Annotated in this window: 25 protein-coding genes; 11 read left to right on the top strand and 14 right to left on the bottom strand. The window is 72.3% G+C overall.

Annotated elements, in window-relative coordinates:
• Window positions 1-93 precede the first annotated feature (93 nt).
• Window positions 94-2490, top strand: coding sequence for a right-handed parallel beta-helix repeat-containing protein (locus ACFW2Y_RS05940; RefSeq protein WP_384874128.1), 2397 nt, complete (start codon window positions 94-96; stop codon window positions 2488-2490).
• On the opposite strand, the gene ACFW2Y_RS05935 is transcribed toward ACFW2Y_RS05940, so the two are convergent.
• A complete protein-coding gene (locus tag ACFW2Y_RS05935; protein ID WP_384874125.1) occupies window positions 2460-4865 on the bottom strand; it encodes a hypothetical protein in 2406 nt (801 codons plus the stop codon). The two genes, ACFW2Y_RS05940 and ACFW2Y_RS05935, sit on opposite strands and share 31 nt — an antisense overlap.
• A 133-nt stretch (window positions 4866-4998) precedes the next feature.
• Between ACFW2Y_RS05935 and ACFW2Y_RS05930 the strand changes: the two genes are divergently transcribed.
• The 3 genes from ACFW2Y_RS05930 to ACFW2Y_RS05920 all read left to right on the top strand — a co-directional run bounded on the left by ACFW2Y_RS05930 (window position 4999) and on the right by ACFW2Y_RS05920 (window position 6936).
• Window positions 4999-5826, top strand: coding sequence for a DeoR/GlpR family DNA-binding transcription regulator (locus ACFW2Y_RS05930; RefSeq protein ID WP_384874122.1), 828 nt, complete (start codon window positions 4999-5001; stop codon window positions 5824-5826).
• Entirely contained in the window at window positions 5823-6260 is a 438-nt protein-coding gene (locus ACFW2Y_RS05925; protein ID WP_384874119.1) for an SRPBCC family protein, read from the top strand. The genes ACFW2Y_RS05930 and ACFW2Y_RS05925 overlap by 4 nt, the downstream gene beginning before the upstream one ends.
• A 175-nt stretch (window positions 6261-6435) precedes the next feature.
• Window positions 6436-6936, top strand: coding sequence for an SRPBCC family protein (locus ACFW2Y_RS05920; RefSeq protein ID WP_384874116.1), 501 nt, complete (start codon window positions 6436-6438; stop codon window positions 6934-6936).
• Here the strand turns inward: ACFW2Y_RS05920 and ACFW2Y_RS05915 are convergent.
• Window positions 6896-8026 (bottom strand): PLP-dependent cysteine synthase family protein, encoded by a 1131-nt coding sequence (locus ACFW2Y_RS05915; protein ID WP_384874113.1) that lies wholly within the window; start codon window positions 8024-8026, stop codon window positions 6896-6898. The genes ACFW2Y_RS05920 and ACFW2Y_RS05915 overlap by 41 nt on opposite strands.
• A gap of 187 nt (window positions 8027-8213) precedes the next feature.
• Here ACFW2Y_RS05915 and ACFW2Y_RS05910 point away from each other — a divergent pair, with 187 nt between their 5' ends.
• On the top strand, window positions 8214-8528 hold the full coding sequence (locus ACFW2Y_RS05910; protein WP_384874110.1) for a hypothetical protein: 315 nt from the start codon (window positions 8214-8216) through the stop codon (window positions 8526-8528).
• 170 nt (window positions 8529-8698) lie between these two features.
• On the top strand, window positions 8699-9292 hold the full coding sequence (locus ACFW2Y_RS05905; protein ID WP_384874107.1) for an ATP-binding protein: 594 nt from the start codon (window positions 8699-8701) through the stop codon (window positions 9290-9292).
• 120 nt (window positions 9293-9412) lie between these two features.
• Here ACFW2Y_RS05905 and ACFW2Y_RS05900 read toward each other — a convergent pair whose 3' ends face one another.
• The gene (locus tag ACFW2Y_RS05900; protein WP_384874105.1) at window positions 9413-9700 is read right to left on the bottom strand and encodes an SHOCT domain-containing protein; all 288 of its coding nucleotides are present in this window, start codon (window positions 9698-9700) and stop codon (window positions 9413-9415) included.
• Window positions 9701-9958: 258 nt separating this feature from the next.
• Entirely contained in the window at window positions 9959-10747 is a 789-nt protein-coding gene (locus ACFW2Y_RS05895; RefSeq protein WP_384874102.1) for an SAM-dependent methyltransferase, read from the bottom strand.
• 257 nt (window positions 10748-11004) lie between these two features.
• Between ACFW2Y_RS05895 and ACFW2Y_RS05890 the strand changes: the two genes are divergently transcribed.
• Entirely contained in the window at window positions 11005-11487 is a 483-nt protein-coding gene (locus tag ACFW2Y_RS05890; protein ID WP_384874100.1) for an SRPBCC domain-containing protein, read from the top strand.
• Between the two features lie 130 nt (window positions 11488-11617).
• Here the strand turns inward: ACFW2Y_RS05890 and ACFW2Y_RS05885 are convergent, their stop codons facing one another.
• Window positions 11618-12844, bottom strand: coding sequence for an ROK family protein (locus ACFW2Y_RS05885; protein ID WP_384874097.1), 1227 nt, complete (start codon window positions 12842-12844; stop codon window positions 11618-11620).
• 155 nt (window positions 12845-12999) lie between these two features.
• The gene (locus ACFW2Y_RS05880; RefSeq protein WP_384874094.1) at window positions 13000-13266 is read right to left on the bottom strand and encodes a hypothetical protein; all 267 of its coding nucleotides are present in this window, start codon (window positions 13264-13266) and stop codon (window positions 13000-13002) included.
• A 100-nt stretch (window positions 13267-13366) separates the two neighbouring features.
• On the opposite strand from ACFW2Y_RS05880, the gene ACFW2Y_RS05875 reads away from it, so the two are divergent.
• On the top strand, window positions 13367-14155 hold the full coding sequence (locus tag ACFW2Y_RS05875) for an alpha/beta fold hydrolase (RefSeq protein ID WP_384874092.1): 789 nt from the start codon (window positions 13367-13369) through the stop codon (window positions 14153-14155).
• A gap of 157 nt (window positions 14156-14312) precedes the next feature.
• On the opposite strand, the gene ACFW2Y_RS05870 is transcribed toward ACFW2Y_RS05875, so the two are convergent.
• From ACFW2Y_RS05870 to ACFW2Y_RS05860, 3 genes are all read right to left on the bottom strand, one after another.
• Window positions 14313-14987, bottom strand: coding sequence for a response regulator (locus ACFW2Y_RS05870; protein ID WP_384874090.1), 675 nt, complete (start codon window positions 14985-14987; stop codon window positions 14313-14315).
• Window positions 14984-16195, bottom strand: coding sequence for a sensor histidine kinase (locus tag ACFW2Y_RS05865; RefSeq protein ID WP_384874087.1), 1212 nt, complete (start codon window positions 16193-16195; stop codon window positions 14984-14986). Before ACFW2Y_RS05865 ends, ACFW2Y_RS05870 begins: the two co-directional genes overlap by 4 nt.
• A 96-nt stretch (window positions 16196-16291) precedes the next feature.
• Window positions 16292-16987, bottom strand: a complete 696-nt coding sequence (locus tag ACFW2Y_RS05860) for a TetR/AcrR family transcriptional regulator (RefSeq protein ID WP_384874084.1) — start codon at window positions 16985-16987, stop codon at window positions 16292-16294.
• A gap of 140 nt (window positions 16988-17127) precedes the next feature.
• On the opposite strand from ACFW2Y_RS05860, the gene ACFW2Y_RS05855 reads away from it, so the two are divergent.
• Window positions 17128-17640: a nitroreductase family deazaflavin-dependent oxidoreductase gene (locus ACFW2Y_RS05855; protein WP_384874082.1), complete on the top strand. Its 513-nt coding sequence runs from the start codon at window positions 17128-17130 to the stop codon at window positions 17638-17640.
• 33 nt (window positions 17641-17673) lie between these two features.
• On the opposite strand, the gene ACFW2Y_RS05850 is transcribed toward ACFW2Y_RS05855, so the two are convergent.
• A complete protein-coding gene (locus ACFW2Y_RS05850) occupies window positions 17674-19002 on the bottom strand; it encodes a geranylgeranyl reductase family protein (protein WP_384874218.1) in 1329 nt (442 codons plus the stop codon).
• Window positions 19003-19323: 321 nt separating this feature from the next.
• On the opposite strand from ACFW2Y_RS05850, the gene ACFW2Y_RS05845 reads away from it, so the two are divergent.
• Both ACFW2Y_RS05845 and ACFW2Y_RS05840 read left to right on the top strand, forming a co-directional pair.
• Window positions 19324-20688, top strand: coding sequence for a dipeptidase (locus ACFW2Y_RS05845; RefSeq protein ID WP_384874080.1), 1365 nt, complete (start codon window positions 19324-19326; stop codon window positions 20686-20688).
• An 85-nt stretch (window positions 20689-20773) separates the two neighbouring features.
• Window positions 20774-21475 carry an MBL fold metallo-hydrolase gene (locus tag ACFW2Y_RS05840; RefSeq protein WP_384874077.1) on the top strand — a complete coding sequence of 234 codons (702 nt, stop codon included), beginning with the start codon at window positions 20774-20776 and terminating at the stop codon, window positions 21473-21475.
• 173 nt (window positions 21476-21648) lie between these two features.
• Here the strand turns inward: ACFW2Y_RS05840 and ACFW2Y_RS05835 are convergent, their stop codons facing one another.
• The 4 genes from ACFW2Y_RS05835 to ACFW2Y_RS05820 all read right to left on the bottom strand — a co-directional run.
• Complete coding sequence (locus ACFW2Y_RS05835) at window positions 21649-22308, bottom strand: MSMEG_1061 family FMN-dependent PPOX-type flavoprotein (protein ID WP_384874075.1); 660 nt, start codon at window positions 22306-22308, stop codon at window positions 21649-21651.
• An 82-nt stretch (window positions 22309-22390) separates the two neighbouring features.
• The gene (locus ACFW2Y_RS05830) at window positions 22391-23425 is read right to left on the bottom strand and encodes an NUDIX domain-containing protein (protein ID WP_384874073.1); all 1035 of its coding nucleotides are present in this window, start codon (window positions 23423-23425) and stop codon (window positions 22391-22393) included.
• Window positions 23422-24222 (bottom strand): hypothetical protein, encoded by an 801-nt coding sequence (locus ACFW2Y_RS05825; protein ID WP_384874070.1) that lies wholly within the window; start codon window positions 24220-24222, stop codon window positions 23422-23424. The genes ACFW2Y_RS05830 and ACFW2Y_RS05825 overlap by 4 nt, the downstream gene beginning before the upstream one ends.
• Window positions 24223-24279: 57 nt before the next feature.
• Window positions 24280-24611: hypothetical protein (locus ACFW2Y_RS05820; RefSeq protein WP_384874067.1), on the bottom strand; the 332-nt coding region annotated here is incomplete at its 5' end.

Here is a 24611-nt window from a genome sequence, read left to right as displayed (position 1 = left end):
GGGCCCGGCGACCCGTCAACCCCGGGACGCCGCGCGCGCTACGGTGGGGCATCGGATCAGCGGCGAAGCACGAGGCGGGGGCAGGACACACCCATGGCACAGGGCACGGTCCAGGTGACGCACACCGGCACATCGCGGTGGCGGCGCCGCACGGGTGAGTACCCCTCCCTCGCCGCCGCCCTGGAGGCTGCGAGCGACGGGGACGTGCTCACCGTCGCGCCCGGCACCTACCGGGAGAACCTCGTCGTCCGACGGGCCGTCACCCTGCGCGGCCCCGAGGGCGGGGGCGGTTCCGTGCGGATCGCGCCCGCGGACGGCGTCCCGCTCACCCTCCGGGCCTCCGTGACCGTCCAGGACCTGCACGTCGAGGGACAGGACGTCGCCGCGCCCGCGGTGCTCGTCGAGGACGGCACGCCCGAGCTGCTCGACCTCCGGATCATGACCCGCTCGGCCGCCGGGATCGAGGTGCGGGGCGCCGCACGGCCGACGGTCCGCCGGTGCACGGTCGACAACCCGGCCGGGGTCGGCATCGCCGTGCTCGACGGCGCGGGCGGCGTGTTCGAGGAGTGCGAGGTGGTCTCCGCCGGGCAAGCGGGCGTCTCGGTGCGCGGCGGGGCGCATCCGCGCCTGGAGCGCTGCCGGGTGCACCACGCCTCGGGCGCCGGCATCGCCGTCACCGGAGAGGGCAGCGCCCTGGAGGGCGTCGGCTGCGAGGTGTACGAGATCAAGGGCGCCGGGCTCCAGATCGCCGCCCGGGCCACCGCCCACCTCACCGACTCCTCCGTGCACCGCACTTCGGCGGACGGCATCACCCTGGACACGGACGCGGTGCTCACGCTCTCTGACTGCGACATCCACGACGTCCCTGAGAACGCGGTCGACCTGCGCTCGCGCTCGGTGCTGACCCTGACCCGGTCGACCGTCCGCCGTTTCGGCCGCAACGGCCTGTCGATCTGGGACCCGGGCACACGGGTGGACGCCAACCAGTGCGAGATCCACGACAGCACGGGCGACTACCCGGCGGTGTGGGTGAGCGACGGCGCCACCGCCGTCCTCGAGGCCTGCCGGGTGCATGACGTGCCGGACGCGCTGTTCGTCCTCGACCGGGGCTCGCGCGTGGACGTCGTCGACAGCGATCTGACGCAGGTGCGCAACACCGCGGTTTCGGTGAGCGACGGCGCCACCGCCCAGCTCGACGACTGTCGCATCCGGGAGGCCTCCACGGGCGCCTGGTTCCGGGACCACGGCAGCGGCGGCACCCTCGGCGGGTGCACGATCGACTCCGTGCAGACCGGGGTGATCGTCACCAAGGGCGCCGACCCGACCATCGACCGGTGCGCGGTCACCTCTCCGACCGAAGCCGGTTTCTACGTGTCGGCGGAGGGACGCGGCTCCTTCCACGGCTGCCGGGTGACGGGCAGCGGCGGCTACGGCTTCCACGTCACGGACGGTTGCCGAACCCTGCTGCGCAAGTGCCGTACGGAGCGGTGCGCACGCGGCGGCTACGAGTTCCCGGAGGAGGGCGCCAGTGCAGAGGACTGCACCAGCGACGAGAGCGCGGTCCGCTCCTCCGTTCCCGACGGAGGAGCGGTCCTGACGGCCACCCAGTCGACGGGTCTGCTCGGTGCGGTGCCCCCTCCCCGCCCCACGGTCGCCGTGCCGGAGCCCGCTCCGGAGACCCGCTCCTCACAGGACGTGCTCGGCGAATTGGACGCGCTGGTGGGCCTGGAGAGCGTCAAGCTGGAAGTGCGGACCCTCACCAACATGATCGAGGTGGGACGCAGGCGGCAGGAGGCGGGGCTCAAGGCGGCCTCGGTCCGTCGCCACCTGGTCTTCACCGGCAATCCGGGCACCGGCAAGACGACGGTGGCACGGCTGTACGGCGAGATCCTCGCCTCGCTGGGGGTCCTGGAGCGCGGGCACCTGGTGGAGGTGTCACGGGTGGACCTGGTCGGCGAACACATCGGTTCGACGGCGATCCGCACCCAGGAGGCCTTCGACCGGGCGCGCGGCGGAGTGCTCTTCGTGGACGAGGCGTACGCCCTGTCACCGGAGGACTCGGGCCGGGACTTCGGGCGCGAGGCGATCGACACGTTGGTGAAGCTGATGGAGGACCACCGGGACGCGGTGGTGGTCATCGTCGCCGGCTACACGGCGGAGATGGAGCGCTTCCTCACCGTCAATCCCGGTGTGGCCTCGCGTTTCTCGCGGACCATCACCTTCGGTGACTACGCGCCGGACGAGTTGCTCCGGATCGTCGGCCAGCAGGCGGAGGAGCACGAGTACCGACTCGCTCCGGGTGTCGACGTGGCCTTGCTCTCGTACTTCGAGAAGCTGCCCAAGGGGCCCGCCTTCGGCAACGGCCGTACGGCTCGCCAGACCTTCGAGTCGATGGTGGAACGACACGCGGGCCGGGTCGCCCTGCTGGCCGAGGCGAGCACGGACGACCTGACCCTGCTCTACCCGGACGACCTTCCCGAACTCCCCTGATCCGAGCGGCTGTCGTTGCCGCGCTGGTGGGGCAGGGCAGGGGGGAGCCGGTCGAGGAGCGCGGCCCGGTGCCGGTCGAAGGCGGGGTCGGCCTGGTAGGCGGAGTGTCCCAGGACCGGTTCGGGCAGCGGATGCCGGTGTGTGCGGCCGTAGGCCACCGGGTCCAACAGCACCGCTTCGTCGACGACCGGGCGGCCCGCTTCGGCGGGGACCCGGACGGGGCCGCCGATCGGATCGGTGGCCCGGTACAAATTGCTCCAACAGCGCACCGTACGGTTCAGCGCGCGCAGCGCGTCGGGGCCGAAGTAGGCGGGGAACCAGCGCCCGTAGAGCCGTTCCAGGGGCGATCCGTACGTGAGGAGGGCGACCCGGCTCCGGGTGTCGGGCGGTAGCTGCCAAACGGCGGCGGCGGCGAGGACGCTGCCCTGGGAGTGCCCGGAGATCACGAGCCGACCACCGGTGCGGGCGGTCCAGGAGCTCATCCGCCAGGTGAGGTCGGGCACCGCCCGCTCGGCGTAGCAGGGCGGGGCGAAGGGATGGGCCGCGCGGGGCCAGAAGGTGCCGACGTCCCAGAGGATGCCTATCGTTCGTCGGGCCGAGGCATCGCGGTAGGCGCGCCGCCCCCAGGTGACGAAGAGCAGGAAGCCGAAGCCGACCATCCACGAGCCGAGGGCCTGGGCCGTGGCGGCGAGGGAGACGACCGCGGGATGGGCTCCGCCGAAGGCCCGACCCGGTACGGTGCCGCTGACCCAGGCACCCGCGACGGCCCCGGCTCCGAGGAGCAGGGCCGCCCCGGAGACCATGCCGACGAGGAGGGGCGCCGAGTCGGTGAGCGAGGCACGGGCCCGGTCGGCGGCGATCTCTCCGGTGCGGGTCCGCTCGTGTGCGGCGGCGGGGTAGTCGGCCTCCACCTCGGCCCGCAGACGGCGCGCGTCGAGGACGGTCCGCACGACGAGGGCGACGGCGGGCACGAGCAGCAGCAGGAGCAGCACCGGAATGACGGAGGCCTGCCAACTGAGGAGGACGGGCGGGCCGATTCCCGCACCCGCCTGCCCGGAGGCGTCGGGGCCCGCGGGGCCGTCGAGCCAGTCGGCGACGCGCTGGGCCACTCCCCCGGACATCACTCCGGCGAGCGCACAGGCGAGCATGGCGACGGCCGGCCCGCCGAGTCCCCGCAGCGCGGTACGGGGATCGCTGCGGGGCCGTTGGAGGAGCAGCGCCACGACGCCCAGGGCGACGACGAGACCGCCCTGGGCGAGGGTCAGTGCACCGAAGACGGCGTCCCCGGGGAGGGTGCCCGTGGAGGTCCAGCCCGGGCGGGGCCAGCAGGCGTGCAGGGCGGTCAACAGGAGCAGGACGAGGGAGGTGCCGGGAAGCCAGGCGACGAGGGCGCGTTCGACGCGCAGGTCGAGCTGGCGCTCGCTGCGACCCCGTCGGCAGACCACGCCGAGCACGACGACGCCCAGGACCACGACCGCGCCCTGGAGGACCCATCCGAGGACGGCGCGGAGTCCGGGGGTCGCGGCGTCGTGCCGGGCGGTGGCGAGGGCGAGGGCGGTGGTGACGGTGAGGAAGCCGGCTGCGGTGTGGGCGGCCCTGAGCCGGGCGACGAGTCGGCGCCCGTACCAGAAGCCGGGCCGCCCGAGGGCCGGACGGAGGCCGACCGGGCCGGCGGGACCGACGGGACCGACGGGGCCGACGGGACCGACGGCCTCCGGGACGCCGGGGAAGGGGGCGTCGTGACCGGTGGGCGGGAGTTGGGCCTCGTAGGCGCTCCAGGTCCGGTTGGAGAGGTACCAGAGCAGGCCGACGAGTGCGGTGGGCACGACGGCGGCGAGGGCGAGGCGACGGCCGGGCGGCGACCACCATCCGTCGCGTTCGACGGAGAGGAAGCCGAGCCAGGAATAGGCGTCGGTGCAGCTGGGTGCCGCGGCGCACTGCCAGGCCGTCAGGTCGAGCGCGACCTCGCACGCCGCGGCGGTGAAGAGCACGGTGAGGGTGAGGGCGACGAGCCGGACGAGGAGTCCGTAGAGCCGGACGAGGCCCTGGCTCCCCTGGGCGGGCGGACGCATCCAGTGCGCCAGGTTGGCGACCATGAAGGGCAGGAGCAGCAGCCACAGGGCACGGGCGCCGTCGCCGGAGGTCAGATTGGACCAGCAGTACGCTTCCTGGATCGGGCGTGCCGCGTACCTCTCGGGGTGCTCCTCGGCGTCGAGGTCCTCGGTGCGGCGATACACGGCCGCGGTGCGGTCGCCGGTGACCCGCGCGCTCCGGGGGTCGTCGAGCATGGACTCGGGGGTCGCTCCGCCGACTCCGTGGACGAGGAGTTCGAGCGCCGCGCCCCCGCTCTCCGGGGCGGGTGTGGCAGGAGACACTGCGGAGTCTTCCTCTCGGAGTGGGAAGATGCGACGTCGGCAACAGGATCGCGGACGGCCGTGGAACGCGCACGGTCCCTCGCCGAATCCGACGCGCATTCCCTCGTCCCCTGCGGAAGGACCGGCCCCAACGGTGACTGACAACCAGAACCTCCTCGCAGAGCAACGGCGTGCCCTGATCCTCGACGAGGTTCGGCGGCGTGGTGGCGTACGGGTCAACGAACTGACCCGGCGCCTGAGCGTCTCGGACATGACGATCCGGCGCGACCTGGACGCACTGGCCCGGCAGGGCATGGTGGCGAAGGTGCACGGCGGGGCCGTTCCGGTGGTCGAGGCGAGCACCCACGAGCCGGGGTTCGAAGCCAAATCGGTGCTGGAACCGAGCGCCAAGGACGATATCGCCCGGACGGCGGCGACCCTCGTCGCGCCGGGGACGGCGATCGCCCTGTCCGGCGGAACGACGACCTATGCACTCGCCCGCCACCTGCTCGACGTGCCCGACCTGACGGTGGTCACCAACTCGGTGCGGGTCGCGGACGTCTTCCACGAGGCGCAGCAGACCGGTGGCACGGGTGAGTCGCGGCGCGGCGCGGCGACGGTGGTGCTGACCGGCGGGGTGCGCACGCCCTCCGATGCCCTGGTCGGGCCGGTGGCGGACCGGGCGATCCGCTCGCTCCACTTCGACCTGTTGTTCCTCGGTGTGCACGGCGTGTCGGTGGAGGCCGGGCTCTCCACGCCGAACCTGGCGGAGGCCGAGACCAATCGGTGCCTGATGCGCTCGACGCGACAGGTCGTGGTGGTCGCCGACCACACCAAGTGGGGCACGGTGGGCTTGAGTTCCTTCGCGGCCCTGGACCAGGTCGACACCTGGGTGACGGACGGGGGCTTGCCCGAGGGGGTGCGTGCCGAGGTAACGGAGCACCTGCCGGGACTCGTGGTCGCGGGCGAGGAGCCGGCATGAGCCCCTTCCTGGTGGAGCGGACGGTTCCGTTGCCGCCGGAGGAGGTCTGGCGGCGGCTCACCGACTGGCCGGCACACGGTGCACAGGTGCCGCTGACCCGGACGAGGGTGCTGACGCCGGGCCCGAGCGGGGTCGGAACCCGGTTCACCGCCCGGACGGGCATCGGGCGGCTGTCCTTCGACGATCCGATGGAGGTGGTCCGCTGGGAGCCCCCGGTGGACGGGCGCCCCGGTGTCTGCCGTCTGGAGAAAAAGGGGCGGATCGTTCGCGGTTGGGCGCTCGTCGAGGTGGTGGGAGCGCCGGGAGGCGACTGCCGGGTGCGGTGGACCGAGGCCCTGACGGTGTGGGGGGTACCCAGGGCCTTCGACGGACTGCTCGCCCGCGCGGGAAGGGTCGTGTTCGGGCGGGCGCTGGACGGATTGCTGCGGGGTTGAGCCACGGCCGGCGGGGCGGACGCGGGGTTGCCGGTCGGGCCGGGCGTCCGTCGCGCTCCGCGGCCGGGGCCGCGGCGGAACACCGGGGCGCAGCCCCTGTGCTGCTGACCATCCGTCAGCTAGGGTGCTCTCCCCCCGCTCGCCCGTCTTTCCCCCGCCCCGGGAGGTTCGGCCCATGACACGCCGACTGAGGCCGGTGGAACTCGGCTTCACCGCGTCCGCGCCCGTCCGTCTCGTCTTCACCGCGGCCCTGGCCGCCCCGCCCAGGGCCGTCTACCGTTCGGTGGCCGTGGAGGTGGGGAGCCTGCCCTCCTGGTTCACGGCGGTCTCCTCCGCCGTCCCGACGGGCGACGGCACGGGCCGGACGGTCCGGCTCCGGGGCGGGGTGACCTTCGACGAGACGGTCCTGGCTTCCGAACCCGACCTGCGGTACGCCTACCGGGTGGACACGACCAACGCTCCGGGCGTGACCGCCCTGGCGGAGGAGTGGGTGCTCGCCCCCGCCCGGAGCGGCACCCGCCTGCGGTGGACGATGGCGGCCGACGGCCCGCCCCCGTTCCGGCTGGCGCTGCGCCTCGTGGCGCCGGGCGTGCGGCTCTCCTTCCAGGACGCGGTGCGCCGGCTCGACCGGCGACTCACTCCGGCCAGACCCCCGTCGCCAGGAAGCGCTCGATAGCGGTCGTGTACGGGGCGATGTCCAGCCCCTGCTCGGCCAGCCAGGCGTCGGAGTAGTACTTGTCGAGGTAGCGCTCGCCCGGGTCGCAGATCAAGGTGACGACGCTGCCGGTGCGCTGGTGGGCGACCATTTCCGCCACGATCTTGAACGCGCTCCACAGGCCGGTGCCGGTGGAACCGCCGGCCTTGCGGCCGATCGCGGTCTCCAGGGCACGGACCGCGGCGACGCTCGCCGCGTCGGGCACCTTCATCATGCGGTCGACGGCCCCGGGCACGAAGCTGGGCTCCATGCGGGGGCGGCCGATCCCCTCGATGCGCGAGCCGCAGTCGGCGGTGGCGTGCGGGTCGTGGTGGGTCCAGCCGTCGAAGAAACAGGAGTTCTCCGGGTCGGCGACGCAGATCCGGGTGTCGTGCTGCATGTAGTGGACGTAGCGGGCGATGGTCGCCGACGTGCCGCCGGTGCCGGCGGTGGCGACGATCCAGGCGGGCTCGGGGTACCGCTCCAGCTTCAGCTGCTGGTACATCGATTCGGCGATGTTGTTGTTGCCGCGCCAGTCAGTGGCCCGCTCCGCGTAGGTGAACTGGTCCATGTAGTGACCGCCGGTGCGCTCGGCGAGGGCCGCGGCCTCCTCGTACATGGTGCGCGAGTCCTCGACGAAGTGGCACTGCCCGCCGTGGAACTCGATGAGCCGACACTTCTCGGGGCTGGTGGTGCGGGGCATGACGGCGATGAAGGGAACGCCGATGAGCTTTGCGAAGTACGCCTCGGAGACCGCCGTCGAACCGCTGGACGCCTCGATGACGGGCTTGTCGGGTCGGATCCACCCGTTGCAGAGGCCGTAGAGGAAGAGGGAGCGGGCCAGCCGGTGCTTGAGGCTGCCGGTCGGGTGGGTGGATTCGTCCTTGAGGTAGAGGTCGATGCCCCACTCCTCGGGGAGCGGGAAGCGCAGCAGGTGCGTGTCGGCGGAACGGTTGGCGTCGGCCTGGACCTTGCGGACGGCCTCCTTCAGCCAGGACCGGTACACGGGGTCGCTGCGGTCGACGTCGACGGTGACCGCAGCGCCGGCCGTGGTCTCGTGGGTGGTGCTCATCCGTCCCTCTCCTCATGCATGGCATCGGGGGCTCCCCCTCGCCGACCATACCGCTCCCACCTGGGCAAACGTTCCCTTTGACGATCCATAGGGCTGCCTTGTGGAAGGGGTGGAGGAGGGCTACTGGTGCAGGGCTCGACGGCCCGGCACACTGGGTACGACAAGCGGGTGAAAGGGGCGGATCCACATGGTCGAACCGGAGTTCAGCGCCAGGGGCGTGGAGATCACGCGCTGGCCGCGCTCGTTGACGCGCGCGGGCGAAGTGCGGATCGAGGACGGTCGCCTGGCGCTCCTGACGAGTTACGGCAGCGAGATCGACAGCGCTCCGGTGTCGGCGGTGCGGGCCGGACGCCCGTGGTTCACGAAGGGGGAGGAGACCGTGGCGACCGTGAACGGAACGCGCTACCGGCTGACCCTGCACCCGGACGGCGACCACGACGACCGCGCACAGGCCTCGGGACGCTTCCTCGCAGCGCTGAAGCAGGCGGCAGGACGGTCCTGAGCTGCGACGGCTCGCGGCGAGTTGCGGGGCGGTCACGGCTGGTTCAGGCTGGAGTTCACCTCACTGAGGGTTGACCGGTGGTGACACCGTGATCGGTCACCACCTTTCTGTACCGCATTGACGGATCCGAATCTTCGTCTTCTTCCGGACCACTTCGGGGAGTCGCAGCCGTGATCAGCGAGCCGAGCAGGTACTACGCGGTGGAGCTCCAGGCCCTGCCGCCGCGGATCGGACAGATCCGCCGCATCATCTCCGCCCATCTTCGACATTGGCAACTGGACGCCTTGGTGGACCAGGCCGTGCTGGGCGTGACCGAACTCCTGACGAACGTGCACCGCCACGCCCAGCCGGACAAGGAGTGCACGGTGGAGATCGAGCTGTTGCTCGACCGCCTCACCGTGTCGGTCCGGGACCACGATCCCCGGCTTCCCGAGGTCGACGGTCAGGGCGCGCTCGACGCGGTGGACGACCTCGACGTGCTCGCCACCTCCGGCCGTGGCCTCGCCATCGTCGGGGCGGTCAGCGAGAGCTGGGGCATCCGCCCGTGCGGTGCCGCGGGCAAGGTCGTGTGGTTCACCCTCACGGCACCGCCCGCCGGCGGCCCCTTCGAGGACCGTGCGCGCGCCGGGTCCGGCGCCGCCCCGGAAAGCGTCTTCGCAGACGTCGGGTACAGCCGGTTCCCCGGCGTGCCCCTGAGCGCTCCGGCCGAACCGGTCACGGCCCCGTCGGTGGCCAGCCCGGTCCTGACGGGCCGGGTGGGCTGAGGGCTCCGTACGGGCGACCGCGCGGGAAACGGGGCGTCGCCGGCCCGGGCCGCTTCCGCGGCCCGGGCCCGTCCACGGAGGTCGTGCGCGACGGGGCGACGGCGACCGGGGCGGAGCGGGTCACGACCGGCGCCCCCGGGGAGCCGCAGCGCGGCCGAACTGTTCCTCCAGGACGGTCAGCCGCCGCCAGTACTCGTCCTCGTCGATCTCTCCGGCCGCGAACCGGTGGCCGAGCAGCGCGAGGGGCGCGTGCTCGTCCGGTCCGCCGTCGCCTCCGAACCGGACGCCCCGTCCGCGCCGCCACCCGGCGCGGCGGGCGATCGTGACGATCCCGATGACGACGGCGGCCCAGACGAGGGGGAAGAAGAGGACCCACGGGCCGGGTCCCGCATGGGCGAGCGTGTTCACGGCGGTTCAACTCCTCGATGTGGTGGGCGCCCCGCGGTGCAGGGCGTGCACCGCGGTCGTGTCCGTGGTTCGAGGATCGCTCTGGGGCGCGGGCGGGTCGTCGTACGGGCAGCGGCTTCCGGCGTACGACACGGGGAGTACCCGGCAGCCCCCGCTCCCCTCCCGCCCCGTGTCCCCTGGACGCGCCCCCCCGTGGGCGCCGACGCGTCCGGCCGGGACGGCCCGCGCACCGCTGCGGGGACCGTGACGGGGTGCGGGTCAGGCCACCGCGACGAGGGTGAGGTAGGCCATGCCGAGGACCCCCCGGTAGCCGTTCAACCAGCTCGCGCGCTGCCGGTCGACCCGCTCGCGGGTCTCGGGCGCGAGCGGGTGGTCGGGATGGGCGGCGAGCCAGAGCTCGGTGTCGTACCGGTAGCCCGACTCGAACTCCTGCCACTCGTCGGCGTTCGCCGTCTCGATCCGCAGGGGGCGGAACCCCGCTTCGATCGCGAGGTCGACGAGGTCACCGAGGGCGAGGTGGTCACCGGTCGTCGCGCCGGGCCACATGCCGGCCAACTCCGCCTCGGTGGGCGTGCGCTCCCAGAAGCCCTCGCCGAGCACGACCCGCCCGCCCGGCCGGACCAGCCGGCGCAGTTCGCGCAGCGCCGCAGCGGGGTCGTGCGGCAGTTCGGGGTCACAGAGCGCCTGGCTGGACCCGATACAGAGGACCGCATCGACGGGCCCCCGATCGGTGCCGAGGGCGGACTCTTCGACGAAGGCCACGCGGTCGGCGAGCCCCCGCTCCTCCGCGAGGGCCCGGCCTCGGGCCAGGTCTTCCGCGTTGATGTCGATGCCGGTGCCCTTGGCGGCGGGGGCTGCTTCCAGGAGGCGCAGCAGCACCTCGCCCCAGCCACAGCCGATGTCGAGGACGTCGGAGGGGCCGGCGGCGGCCAATCGCTCGATGAAACGGGTGGAGCGGGCCTCGGAGAGCGGACTGTGGAAGGTGAGGCTGCCGAGGCGCGGCGGAAGGTCGGACGACGGTGCGGAGGAAGGTGCGGAAGAAGTCACGAGGGGGAACGCTACGTCGCCCCGGCTCCCTCCGCGTAATGGTTTTCCCGGGGATCGGACTCCGAGGGGAGTGACGGGTGACCTGCGTTGCGGCCCTTCGACGGCCCCGCCTCGCCCGCTCCTCCGGTGGACGCCCCCGCTTGCCCCGGGGACGGCCTCCGCGTCCGGTGCGGGGAGCGCCACGGCACCCTGTCCCCGGGCTCCCGGCGCCGTCCGCGCCGGTGCGCGGGCACCGCCACCGGCCTAGCCTGGGAGGCGTGTACACCACGCGCGTGTCCCGGCACATCGCCGCCCCGGCTCCGGTCGTCTACCGGCTGCTCCTCGACCCGGACGCGGTCGCCCACTGGCGGGTGCCGTACGGGATGAGCTGCGAGGTGCACGCCTTCGAGGCGCGTGAAGGGGGCGCCTTCCGGATCTCGTTGCGTTACGCTCCGGGCGGCGACGACGGGAAGTCGGAGGACCGGGCGGACACCTACCACGGCACCTTCATCGAACTCGTGCCGTACGAACGGGTCGTGGAGAAGATCGAGTTCGAGACGTCCGACCCCCGACTGCACGGCACCATGATCCTCACGACCACGCTGGCCGCGATCGAGGACGGGACCGAGGTGCGGATCGTCCACGAGGAGGTGCCCGACGCGGTTCCGGCCGCTGACAACGAGCTCGGCACCCACATGGCCCTGAACCGGCTGGCCGCACTGGCAGAGGGACGCCCCGACCCGCAGGCCCGTCGAGAGTGATCGGCCCCTCCCCCGTGCCCCCCTGCTCGGCCGGCGCCGCGCGCACGGTACCGGTCCCGGAGCCCTCGACCGGTGGGACGCGCATGCCTTCCGGCCCTCTGGGCGACACCCGACGAGGAGGGGTACGGGCTCAGACCGGTTCGCGCCCCAGGGCGGCCAGCGGGTCGTCCAGCACCGGCTGCCAGGCCAGTTCGGCTGCACCGACCAGACTGTTGTGGTCCAAGGTGCACGGGAGGATCGGAACGCCGCCGCTACGGCCCCACAGGCTCCGGTCGGCGACGACGGCCCGCAACCGTTCGGGATCCGCGTCGAGGAGCTCCCGGTGGAGCCCGCCGAGAATGATCCGGTCGGGATTGAGGATGTTCACCAGACCGGCGAGGCCGAGGCCCAAGCGGTCGATCAGCTCTCCGACCGCGACCCGGACGCCCGGATCGTCCGGGCTCGTGCGCAGCAGGTCACGGGACTGCTGGAGCAGGGAGACCTCGGGGCCGGGGTCCCGGCCCGCTGCGGTGAGGAACGCAAGCGGGTCGGTCTCGACGTCGAGGCAGCCGCGGCTTCCGCAGTGGCACGGGCGCCCCTCCGAATGGACGGTGAGGTGGCCGACCTCCAGGGCCAGGCCGGAGCTGCCGGTGTGGAGGCGGCCGTCGAGGACGAGCGCGCCGCCGACGCCCCGGTGGCCGGTGGCCACGCAGAGCAGGTCCCGGGCGCCGCGTCCTGCTCCGTGACGGTGCTCGGCGAGCGCCGCGAGGTTCACGTCGTTGCCGGTGAAGGCGGGGCCCTCGATGCCGGCGCTCCGTACCCGCTCGGCGAAGATCTCACGGACCGGGGCTCCGGCGGGCCAGGCGAGATGGAGCGGGTTGAGCGCCGTGCCCTCGGGCTCGGCCACGGCCGAAGGGGCGGCCAGACCGGCGCCCACACAGCGACGGCCGCTCTCCGCGAGCAGCGCGGCACCCGCGTCCACCACCGCACCGAGCACCTGCGCCGGGTCGGCGGAGACGGTGACGCAGCCGGGAACCGTGGCCACGATGGTGCCCCCGAGACCGACGAGTGCGGCGCGGAACCCGTCCGCATGGACCTGGGCGGCAAGGACGACGGGCCCTTTCTCGTCGACCGCCAACCGGTGCGAGGGCCGGCCCTGGGAGCCCGCGGCGGCACCGGGATTGGAGTCGACCCGGATGAGGCCGAGGGCCTCCAGCTCAGCGGCGACGGCACCCGCGGTCGCCCGGGTGACGCCGAGTTCCGCGGTGAGCACGGCCCGGGTCGGCGCCCTACCGGTGTGCACCAGTTCCAGCGCGGGGCCGAGCGCGTTGCGCCCCCTGTCCAACCGTGTCCGGGCCGTCGTCGCCTTGCCGTTCATGGAGGTGAGTCTCCCATGATCGGACGGGGCGGACGGCCCCCGGTCGCGGTGGTCCACGGGGTCCCGGGGAGAGCGGTCCCGAGCCGCTCCGGGCACGGCGGACCCGCTCCCCGCGTCCCGAGGGCGACCGGGTCCCGGACGGCACCGTGGCCGCTTCACTCCGTCCGGCGTTTCCTCAGCTCGGCGAGCCATGCCCGTATCTGCTCGTCGTCGTGCAGATAGCCGCCGTCCGTTCCTGCGGGGAGATCCACTCCGTGGAGGAGGTTCAGCGCCCACCAGGACGATGCGTCCCAGGTGGCCGCCTCCTCCTGCACCCAGCGAGCAGCCCAACGGTCGGCCTCGTCCCGCGACAGCCGCCCCGCCACGAGCTCGACGAAGCGGGCCTCGATGTCATCGGGGGTCGGCAGGCCTCTGTCGTGCATGCCTCCACCGTACGGGCACGGTGCGTGACGCGATGCCGAGGCAGCTCCTCACGGCCCGGCCTCCCCCGACGCGGCAGCGACTCGCGCGTAGCCTGGTGACATGCCGACGGTGGAGATCAACGGTGTGGAGGTCGCCTACGCGCGCACGGGTCACGGGCCGCCCCTGGTCCTCGTGCACGGAGCGGGGCTGGACGGCCGGATGTGGGAGCCGCAGCTCTCGGCGCTCTCCGAGGACTTCACCGTGGCGGCCTGGGACGAACCGGGCGCGGGGCGCTCCTCGGATCTGCCGGCCGGTTTCGGCCTGGCGGACTTCGCGCATGCTCTGGCCGCCGTGATCGAGGCGCTGCAGCTCGGTCCGGCGCACGTCGCCGGGCTCTCCTGGGGCGGCACGGTCGCGCTGGAGTTGTACCGCCACCACCCCGAACTGGTCCGGACGCTGCTCCTGGTCGACACCTACGCCGGGTGGAAGGGTTCGCTCCCCCCGGAGGAAGTGGCGGTTCGGGTCGAAGGGGCCAGGAGGATGCTGGCGGTGCCGCGGGAACGATTCGATCCGGTGCTCCCGGGGCTGTTCGCCGACGGCCCGCCCGCCACGTTCACCCCGTTGCTCGATGCCATGGCCCACGACGTACGGCCGGAGACCATGGGGGCACAGCTGTTGATGATGGCCGAGGCCGACGAGCGCGACGTGTTGCCGGCGATCTCGGTGCCGACCCTGCTCCTGTGGGGCGAACTCGATGCCCGGTCCCCCTTGAGCGTCGCACGCGCCTTCAAGGAAGGAATTCCGCACGCCGACCTGCTGGTGCTCCCCGGTGTGGGGCACGTCAGCAACCTCGAAGCGCCGGATCGCTTCAACGAGGCCGTCCGCAGGTTCTGTCGCGCCCACGACTGATGGGGCCGGGGCCGGAGGAAGCCGGGCGCCGCCGACCGCACGCCGGGGCGGCGGACTCCTTCCAGGCCCACGGGCTCCGCCCGGTGCACACGACGGGGGCGCCAGGTCGTGGCGGGGTGCCGTGGCCGTCGCCCGGAGCCGGATCCGTGCGGCCGCCTCAGCCCAGCCAGCCCGGTCGGACCAGACCCGACTCATAGGCGAAGACGACGAGTTGGGCCCGGTCCCGGGCCCCCAGCTTCACCATGGCGCGGCTGACGTGGGTCTTGGCGGTGAGCGGACTGACGACGAGCCGTCGGGCGATCTCCTCGTTCGACAGGCCGATCCCGACCAGCGCCATCACCTCCCGCTCCCGCTCGGTGAGCGTGCTGAGCACCGCCGTCACCGCCGGGACCCTGGAACGGGCCGCGAACTCTTGGATCAGTCGCCGGGTGACCCCCGGCGAGAGCAGTGCGTCTCCGTGGACGACGGCCCGCACCGCCCGCAGCAGCTCCTCGGGTTCGGTGTCTTTGACGAGGAAGCCGGAGGCTCCGGCGCGGATCGCTTCGAAGACGTACTCGTCGAGTTCGAAGGTGGTCAGCATCACGACCCGTACCCCGCCGCGGTCCGGGGCGTCGACGATGCGTCGGGTCGCCTCCAGGCCGTCGAGCCTCGGCATGCGGATGTCCATGAGGACGACGTCGGGGCGCAGGGCCCCGGCCTGCTCCACCGCTTCGTCGCCGTCGGCGGCCTCCCCCACCACCTCGATGTCCGCCTGGGCGTCGAGCAGGGCGCGGAAGCCCGCCCGCACCAAGGACTGGTCGTCGGCGAGCAGGACGCGGATCGCGGTCGTCACGGGGTCACCTCCGAGCGGAGTGGGAGTACGGCACGGACGCGGAAACCACCGGACGGGCGGGCGCCCGCCTCGATGCTGCCGCCGAGGGCGCCTGCCCGCTCCCGCATGCCGGCGAGTCCGTTTCCGCTGCCGCCCGCCTCGGTCCCGGTGGCGGGGCCGTCGTCGTCGACCGTCAGGTCCAGCCGACCGGAGCCGTGCTGGATCTGGATCCGGGCGGTGCGGGAACCCGAGTGGCGGACCACGTTGGTGAGCGCCTCCTGCAGGATCCGGAAGGCGGCGAGGTCGGCGCCGGGCGGCAGGACGTCGGGGGTACCGCTGGTGGACACGGTGACGGCGAGACCGGCGGCGGCGGCCTGCTCGACCAGTTCGGGAAGGTGGGCGAGCCCGGGGGCGGGGGTGCGCGGGGCGTCACCGGGGGCGCGGAGGGTGTCGAGGACCTGGCGCACCTCGCCGAGCACCTCCTTGCTGGCGGCTTTGATGGTGGTCAGCGCCGATCGTGCCTGCTCGGGGTCGGAGTCCAGGAGGGCGAGGCCGACGCCCGCCTGTACGTTGATCACGGAGATCGAGTGGGCCAGCACGTCATGGAGCTCTCGGGCGATCCGGAGCCGCTCCGCATCGGCGCGGCGGCGCTCGGCGGCGACCCGCTCGGCCCTCCGCTGGGCACCCTGCTCGCGTCTGCCGCGGACCGCCTCGGAGGCGGCCAGGACGGCGACGGCGACGGCAGCGGCGGGAAGCTCCTGTCCCCAGGGCGCGGCGCCGTCACCGGCCGGGGGGAGCCAACGGTGGAGCCAGTGGGCCAGGAGGAGGTGGCCGGCCCAGAGCAGGCCGACGGCCCACCAGGCGGCGGTGCGGTGGCCGTGGACGACGGCCGCGAAGCAGGCGACGGCGACCAGGACGAAGACCGGACCGTACGGATAGCCGGCCGCGAGGTAGCCGAGGGTGACGGCCGCGACGGCGAACACCACCGCCACGGGCCTGCGGTGCCGGAACAGCAGGAGGACCGCCCCGAGGAGCAACAGGCCCCGCCCGGCCGCGTCGAGCGCCTCCCGGTCGAACTGGTTCCGCGCGGCGAACCCGGTGCCCACCACAACGGCGACGGCGATCAGCGAGGTCGACCGCCAGGGCAGCCCGGTGGCGTCCCGCTCCCCCCGCTCCCGTGGGATGCGCCGAGACCTGCGCGACCGCCGTTCGTCGATGCCCGCGTCCATACCGGCCACGCTAGCCCGGCCGCCCCCGGGCGCACGTCGGTCCGGAGGGGTGGTCGCGGCTACTCCCGGCGGAGTACGGACCCGGCCGGGGGCGGGTCAGCCGCGCGGAAGCAGGCCCACTTCCTGCCCCAGTCGGCGGGCCGCCGCCGAGAAGAAGGCGTCACGGTCCTCGACGACCCGGTGGAACTGGCCGAAGACTTCGAAGGAGACCAGACCGAAGAGCTGCGCCCATGCCGCGACGAGTGCAGCGGCGAGGGCCGGGGGGAGGTCCGGGGCGATGTCGGCGCTGATCCTGGCGGCTTCGGGACGCAGGGCGTCCGGAAGCGGTGGGAGTGCGACGCCTTCTCCCGACTGTGCCCGACGGACGACGTCGACGAGGACGAGACCGACACGGGCGGCGGGACCGATGGTGTCCTGGGGGGCGGTGTAGCCGGGAACCGGGGAACCGTAGATCAGGGCGTACTCGTGGGGGTGGGCCACGGCCCAGGCGCGGACCGCCCGGCAGACGGCGGTCCAGCGGTCGAGGGGGCGCTCCGTGGTGCTCTCGGCGGCGGCCCGTTCGGCGGCGGCGCCGACGGCGTCATAGGCATCGACGATCAGGGCGGTCAGCAGGTCGTCACGGCTGGGGAAGTAGCGGTAGAGCGCGGAGGACACCATGCCGAGTTCGCGGGCGACTGCTCGCAGGGAGAGCTTGGCGGCGCCTTCGGCGGCGAGTTGGGTGCGGGCCTCGTCCTTGATGGCGGCGGTGATCTCGATGCGGGCGCGGGCGCGGGCTCCTCGAACGGTCGTCATGGAGAGCAGTGTGCCACTTTCAGAGCACTGAAACGAAGAGAGAGCACCGCTCTTGATTGTGGGCATCGATCCGTGCACACTGATCTCAGGCGAGAACAGTGCTCTCGAATGGATTCCACAGGATTCAGCAGGAGGCCTCCATGTCCCCCCAGCCCACCACCGGCGACTCCGCCACCCCCGCCCCCGCGGCCTCCCACGTCATGAAGCCGGGCTGGTTCACGGTGAACGTCTTCAACCGCGCGGTCGCCTGGATGACCCGCCGCGGCATCAGCATCTGGGGCTCCCGGGTCCTCGCCGTCCGCGGCCGCAAGAGCGGCGAATGGCGCCGCACCCCGGTCAACTTGATGACGGTGGACGGCGCCCAGTACCTCGTCGCCCCCCGCGGTCACGTCCAATGGACCCACAACATGCGGGCCGCGGGCGGCGGACAGCTCCATCTGGGCAAGCACGTGCAGGAGTTCACCGCCGTCGAGGTGGACGACGATGACAAGCCCGCACTGCTCCGCGCCTACCTCAAGCGCTGGAAGGCCGAGGTCGGGGTCTTCTTCGGCGGCGTCGGGCCCGACTCCTCCGAGGAGGAACTCCGGGCCATCGCCCCCCGACACCCCGTCTTCCGCATCACGACGAAGGACCCCGCCGCACCGGAGGCATGAGCCGACCGGGGCAGCGGGGTCCGTACCGGGGCGTCAGGCCCCTTCCGGATCCTTCGGGGCGTCGGCCCCGTCCGGGTCGGACGCCGTGCGCTCGCGCCCGGTAACCCCCCGCCCCGCCGGACCGATGCCGGTCGAGGTGTCCATCCTCCGGTCGAGGACCTCCAACGCGCGCCGGGCCATGCCGTTCGAACGGACCATGCCGCCGAGCGTGGCGGCGCCACGGGTGATGTCGGCGAAGGCGTTCCAGGCCGGCCGCAGCCCCGTGATCGTGGCGTGCAGCAGCCCGGGCCGCCGCTCGAACACGGCGAGCATCCGTCGCCCGACCGCCATTTCGACACCGAGCCCCGCCTTGATGGCGAAGGCGTAGTTCAAGGCCTGCCGACGGGCGTCGACGGCGTCGTTCGACTCCGCGACCCGCACCGCCCACTCGCCCGCGAGCCGGCCCGAGCGGAGCGCGTACGAAATGCCCTCGCGCGTCCACGGTTCCAACAGACCTGCCGCATCACCGCAGACGAGGACCCGCCCCCGGGAGAGCGGGGAGTCGTCGGTCCGGCAACGCGTCAGGTGCCCGGAGGAGAGCGCGGGCTCAAAGCCCGCGAGGCCGATCCGGGCGACGAAGTCCTCCATGTAGCGCTTGGTGGCGGCCCCTTCGCCGCGCGCCGAGATGACGCCGACCGTCAGCGTGTCGCCCTTCGGGAACACCCAGCCGTAACTGCCCGGCAGAGGGCCCCAGTCGATGAGGACGCGCCCCTTCCAGTCCTCGGCCACGGACGGCGGTACCGGAATCTCCGCCTCTAGACCCAGATCGACCTGGCCGAGCTTGACCCCCACATGGGCGCCTATCCGGCTGGCACTGCCGTCGGCGCCGACGACCGCGCGCGCAAGGACGGTCTCGCCGTCCGCGAGGACCACGGCGACGGTGCGCCGGTCCGGTACGGCCGGGCCGTGCTGCTCCACCCGGGTCACCGTCGCGCCGGTCCGCAGCTCGGCACCGGCCTTCTGCGCGTGCTCGACGAGCTGGGCGTCGAACTCGGGGCGGTTGATGAGGCCGAACAGCATCCGGCGCGAGCGGCGGGTGCGGGCGAAACGGCCGTCCAAGGAGAAGGTGACGGCGTGGACCCGATCCTGGAGGGGCAGCTCGAACCCCGGGGGGAGCGCATCGCGCGAAGGGCCGATGACGCCTCCACCACAGGTCTTGTACCGGGGCAACTCCGACTTCTCCAGGATCAGCACCCGACGCCCGGCGACCGCCGCCGCATAGGCCGCGGAGGCACCGGCCGGCCCCGCGCCGACGACCACGACGTCCCAGACCTCCGCGGCCCCGTCAACGGAACGCTCCGCTGCGTCGTACTCCCCCGGCATCGGCGTCCCGACGGCCGGCCCGACCGGCGGCTCGCCCGACGCCCCGTCACCCGCGGCCCGCGCCGACTCGGCATCCGCGCTCTCGGCGACGGCCTCAGGAGCCGCGCCTTCGGCCTCGGTGTGCTCCGGACCGGCGTTCTCTGCGTGCTCGCTGCTCACGATGTGCTTCTGCTCCTGATCCGACCGGTGGTCTGCTCCTGACGCATCCTACGGCGCGGTAGCCGGGGCCCCGCCCGTAGGATCGTTGCTGCGCTCGCCGTACCACGACATACGACGACCGCCGTCCCACCTCGTAACGTCGCACCCACCAGGAGCGTGCCCATGACCTCGAACCCGATCGCCGAGACCGTCCGATCGCTGATGCCCCGTGCCAAGGCGGAGCTGACCGAGCTGGTCGCCTTCGAGTCGGTGGCGGACGAGGCCGTGGCCCCCCGCAGCGAGTGCGAGGGCGCGGCGAACTGGGTCGCGGACGCGCTGCGCGCCGAGGACTTCCGGGAAGTGGCGCTGCTCGACACCCCGGACGGTTCGCAGGCCGTGTACGGGATCCTGCCCGGCCCGGAAGGCTCCCCCACCGTCCTCCTCTACGCCCACTACGACGTGCAGCCCAAGCTGGACGAGTCCGCCTGGCTCAGCCCGCCGTTCGAGCTGACCGAGCGGGACGGCCGCTGGTACGGCCGCGGCACCGCCGACTGCAAGGGCGGCTTCATCATGCACCTGCTCGCGCTGCGCGCCCTCAAGGCGAACGGCGGGGTCCCGGCGACGGTCAAGGTGATCGTCGAGGGTTCGGAGGAGCAGGGGACCGGCGGTTTGGAGCGGTACGCGGAACAGCACCCCGAGCTGTTGACCGCGGACACCATCGTGATCGGCGACGCGGGCAACTTCCGGGTGGGCCTGCCGACGGTGACCGCGACCCTGCGCGGGATGACCATGATCCGGGTGCAGATCGACACCCTGGAGGGCAATCTGCACTCCGGTCAGTTCGGCGGCGCCGCGCCCGACGCCCTGGCCGCACTGATCCGCGTACTGGACTCGCTGCGGGGCCCGGACGGCTCCACCGTCATCGACGGGCTGCCGGGCGACCAGGTGTGGGAAGGCCTCCAGTACCCGGAGGAGGACTTCCGTCAGGACGCCAAGGTGCTCGCGGGCGTGGCCCTGCCGGGTGCGGGCACGGTCGCCGACCGGATCTGGGCGCGCCCGGCGGTCACCGTCATCGGCATCGACTGCCACCCGGTGGCAGGGGCGACCCCCTCTGTCCCGAAGTCGGCCCGTGCGCAGATCAGCCTGCGGGTGCCGCCGGGCGAGGACGCCGCCGAGGTGACGAAGCTCCTCTTCGCCCACATCGAGAAGCACACCCCGTGGAACGCCCGGGTGTCCCTGGAGCAGGTCGGTCAGGGGCAGCCCTTCCAGGCGGACACCTCCAGCCCGGCGTACGCGTCGATGGCCGAGGCGATGCGGATCGCGTACCCCGGCCAGGAGATGCAGACGGCGGGCATGGGCGGCTCGATCCCGCTGTGCAACACGCTGGCCTCGCTCTACCCGGAGTCGGAGATCCTGCTGATCGGGCTGAGCGAGCCCGAGGCCCAGATCCATGCGCCGAACGAGTCCGTATCGCCCGAGGAGCTGGAGCGACTCTCGGTCGCCGAGGCACACTTCCTCGTCAACTATGCGCGCTCCAAGCAGGGTTGACAGCCATCCAGGTCTTCGCTCTCGGCGAAGCTCGCCGAGAGCGAAGGCTCGCGCGAAGGTCCGCGCGGATGCATAGGTTCCTCACATGGCATCCGTCGAAATCATCAGGATCACCCTGCGGCTCCACCTCCTCGACTTCTCCATCGGCCAGGCCTACCTCTGGCAGGACGACGGGGAACTGACGCTGATCGACGCCGGTTGGGCCGGTACCGCCGACGGAACGGCGGCAGCGGTCCGCAGGGTTGGCCTGGATCCCGACCGGTTGCGCCGCATCGTGCTGACCCACTGCCACCGGGACCACGTGGGCTCGGCCCAGGAACTGGCGGACCGGCACGGCGCCGAGATCGTCGCGCACCGACGTGATGCGCCGGTGGTCAGGGGTGAGGCCCCGGTCCCCGAACCCGACCTCCTGGATGAGGAGGTCCCCCTCCACGAGCATGGCCTGACGGTACCTGCGGCGCCACCCACTCGGGTCGACCACGAGGTCGAAGGCGGTGAGGAACTGGACTTCGGCGACGGCGCCGTGGTGGTGCACACCCCTGGCCACACGCCCGGCTCGATCGCCCTCCACCTGCCGCGACACGGCGTGCTGTTCGCCGGGGACACGGTGGCATCGGTGGGAGACGTGATGTTCGGCGTCTTCCACGTGGACCGGGCCCTCGCCCTGGATTCGATGCGGACCCTCGCGGGATTGGCGCCGTCCGTGCTGTGCTGCGGGCACGGCGCTGCGGTGACCTCGGAGACGGCGGCCCGCCTGAAGGCGGCGGCGGCCCGGGCGAAGGCCTAGCCGGGGATGCGACCCGCCGTTCGAGCGCGGTCCCTCATCGCTCCGGAGGTCTCACGGAGTTCCGACGCCACCTCGCCCACGGGGCCCGGCCTGGGAGTGCTGGTGGCGACAGGGCGGTGCACCGCGCTCCCGAGACCCCGGACGGAGTCGCCCGGCAAGCGCCGTCCGGCCCGTTACTCGTACCGGTACTTCAGCGAATCCGCCTCCGCCTGCTCGATGTCGGCGATCGTCAGCTCCGGCATCCGCAGCTGGGCCAGCGTCACCTCGGCCGAGGTCGGCTGGGCATCCGCCGACAGCCACTGCTCCGGCTTCCAGGCCCCGCTGCGCAGGAGCGACTTGGGGCAGTGCGGGTAGACCTCCTCGATCCCCACCACCAGCGCACTGGCCGGAGGTTTGCCCACGGCGGTCAGTTGCGACAGCAGCTCCGGACGCGTGGAGACGCAGGCCCGGCCGTTCACCCTGAGCGTCGTGGTGCGCCCCGGGATGACGAACAGCAATCCGGCCCGTCCGGTGGCTATGACGTTCTGCAGGGTGTCCAGGCGCTTGTTGCCGGTCGCGTCCGGTATCGCCACCGTCCGTGCGTCCAGGACGGCTGTGAACCCGGCGGGGCCGCCGCGCGGGGAAACGTCGCAGTTGCCCTCGGCGTCCGTGCTGGCGACCAGGACCAGCGACGAGCAGCCGATCAACCGCATTGCCTGCTCGGTGAGCTCGGTCATCTGTTTGCGCACGGCCGCGTCCTTCGGCAGTTCGTAGACCCGGCGCAACGCGTCCTGATCGGGCACGGCGTCGAGGCGGAGCGAGTCGAAGGCGCTGCTGGCAAGGGATGTCGTCATGCGAACGACCCTAATGGGCCGGCCCGGGACGGGGGTCCGTGCCGGAGGACCCGTCAGCCGGCACGGACCCGGGCGAGCCGCGTCACCCCACGGGGACGCCCGCCTCCAGGTTGAGGACCGTACCGCGTTCGCGGGCGCGCAGCGCCCAGCGGAGACGACGGTAGCGGACGGGAGGCAGGAGGTCGGCGGCCTCCTCCTCGGTGACGAACCGCCAGCCACGGAGTTCGGCGCCGGGGAGGCGGAGCCGCTCGGTGTCGGCGGTCCGGAGCGTGCCGCCGTCGAAGAGGAGGCGCAGTCCGCCGTAGCCGGGGGGCTGGGGACGCTCCCAGTCGACGAGCAACAGCTTCGGCACCGCGTCGAGTTCCAGCCCGATCTCCTCGGCCACCTCGCGCATCCCGGCCCGGGCCGGGGGCTCGCCGGATTCGACGACCCCTCCGGGGAACTCCCAGCCGGGCTTGTAGGTGGGGTCGACGAGCAGGAAACGGTCCTGCTCGTCGAAGAGGAGCACTCCCGCTGCGAGGGTCTCGCCGGTCGGCTCGGGCGTCTGGACGATGCCGCAGGAAGGCGCCCGGCCGTCCAGGACCGCCTCGGCCACGGCCCCGGCGGCCTCGGCCACGGTGAGGGCCGAGGTGTCGACCGGGTAGGCGTCGGCGACGAGCCAGGGAAGGGCGGCCCGGTACACGGGGAGGTGCCGGTGGCACCAGTTCCGGACGCGGGCGTCGACCTCGGCGTCCCCGTATTCGGCCCGACCGTCGATCCGCTCCCGCAGGATCGTTTCCTCCGGCGTGAGCAAAACATGGCGGACATCGATGCGACGGGCGGCGAGTCCACCGAAGATCTCGTCCCGGTACTCCTGGCGGAGCAAGGTCATCGGGACGACCAGGACACCGCCGACCTCGGCCAGAAGGGCCGCGGCGGTGTCGACGACGAGACGGCGCCAGATGGGCAGGTCCTGGTAGTCCGCGACCTCGGCGAGCTTCTTGGCCGGCAGGAGTCGCCGCAACCCCCCGCCGGTGACCTCCGGGTCGTACAGGGTGCTGTTCGGGATCAGATCGACCAGTTCGCGCGCGGTGCTCGACTTCCCCGCACCGAACGTTCCGTTGATCCAGACGATCATTCGTACTCCAAGACAGGAAGGCCGCTGAACAGCGGCGGAGCCGGATTCGCAGGACTGTCTGGGAGAGGTATGGGAAAAGGAGGCGTCCATAATCCCGCACCCACTACTTCCTTCTCCCACACTCTCTGGAGGTACCCAGCTATCCGCTCCTCCATCGCGAGTGTTACCTCGCTGTAGGTTCCCTCCACTCCCGGCAGCTCATGGCCCATCCGCTCCTCGACTGCCACACGCGGGATGTTGCCCGGTTCGTCCAACTTCGCCTTGTGCCAGTGCCGCAGCCGATAGATGTCCTCTCCAGCCATCTCCTCGACGGCCGGCAACGCTGGTCGGACCCACCGCTCGTACCGAGGCCGGGACGCGCGCTCCTCCGCGCCGTCCCGGATCGGAAACCAGTAGGTTTTATCGAAACTCGCGCTCAACAGCGGCTTGCCCTGGATCGACAGGAACACCCACGACTGGTCGTGCGACGCCAGGAGGGCCTGGTGCATCTCGTGCAGGAACTGCGGGATGACGATCGTCCTCCAACTGTCGCACTTCGGCGCAGCCAGCACTGCCCTCTTGTCAGCCCGATAGGTCTGGCACTGCACCCGGAGAGCGTGGAGGGACTCGTACCGCTGGAGGGCCTCCTCGCGCAACTCGGCGTCCGGCTCGGAGGCGGGCCAGTACGGCGAGGCGTAGCCTCGCTGCAGTCCGAACATCTCGCCCGGCGACCGCAGTCCAGTGAAGGCGATGGTCCAGATGTAGGTCCACCCAGCGAATCCCCATACGTAGTAGGCGTTCTGGGCCGCCTGGTGCACGGATCGAGTGGACAGCTGCCGCTTGACTCGGCGCACCTACTTCTTCTTGTACAGGCCTCACCGCTTCTGCTCCACAATAGGCGACTCCTCCCGGTATTTGTACTTTACTACCGCATCATCCATGATCATCTTGAATGCACCTAGTACCGCCTTCGCGTAGTTGTACAAGTATTTGGTCTGCACGAATTTTCTGAACTCGTTGTACTGAATGGGCGTGATCTCGTCCACCGCACTTTGCGCCCAGTAGGGGCGAATCACAGCCGACAGCCGGGACTTGTACGACAACATGGAGGTCTTCTCGGTAACGTCTCGTGACGGTTTGTGATCTTCATTCAGGCGGTGCGGCCGTGTTCGAGCTGCAGGACGACGAGGGCAGCTCGGGCGATCCG

The sequence above is a fragment of the Streptomyces sp. NPDC058877 genome (genome assembly GCF_042742855.1).
Lineage (GTDB): Bacteria > Actinomycetota > Actinomycetes > Streptomycetales > Streptomycetaceae > Streptomyces.
The sequence above is the reverse complement of the archived record's forward strand: the minus strand, read 5'-3'. Positions and strand labels throughout refer to the sequence as shown.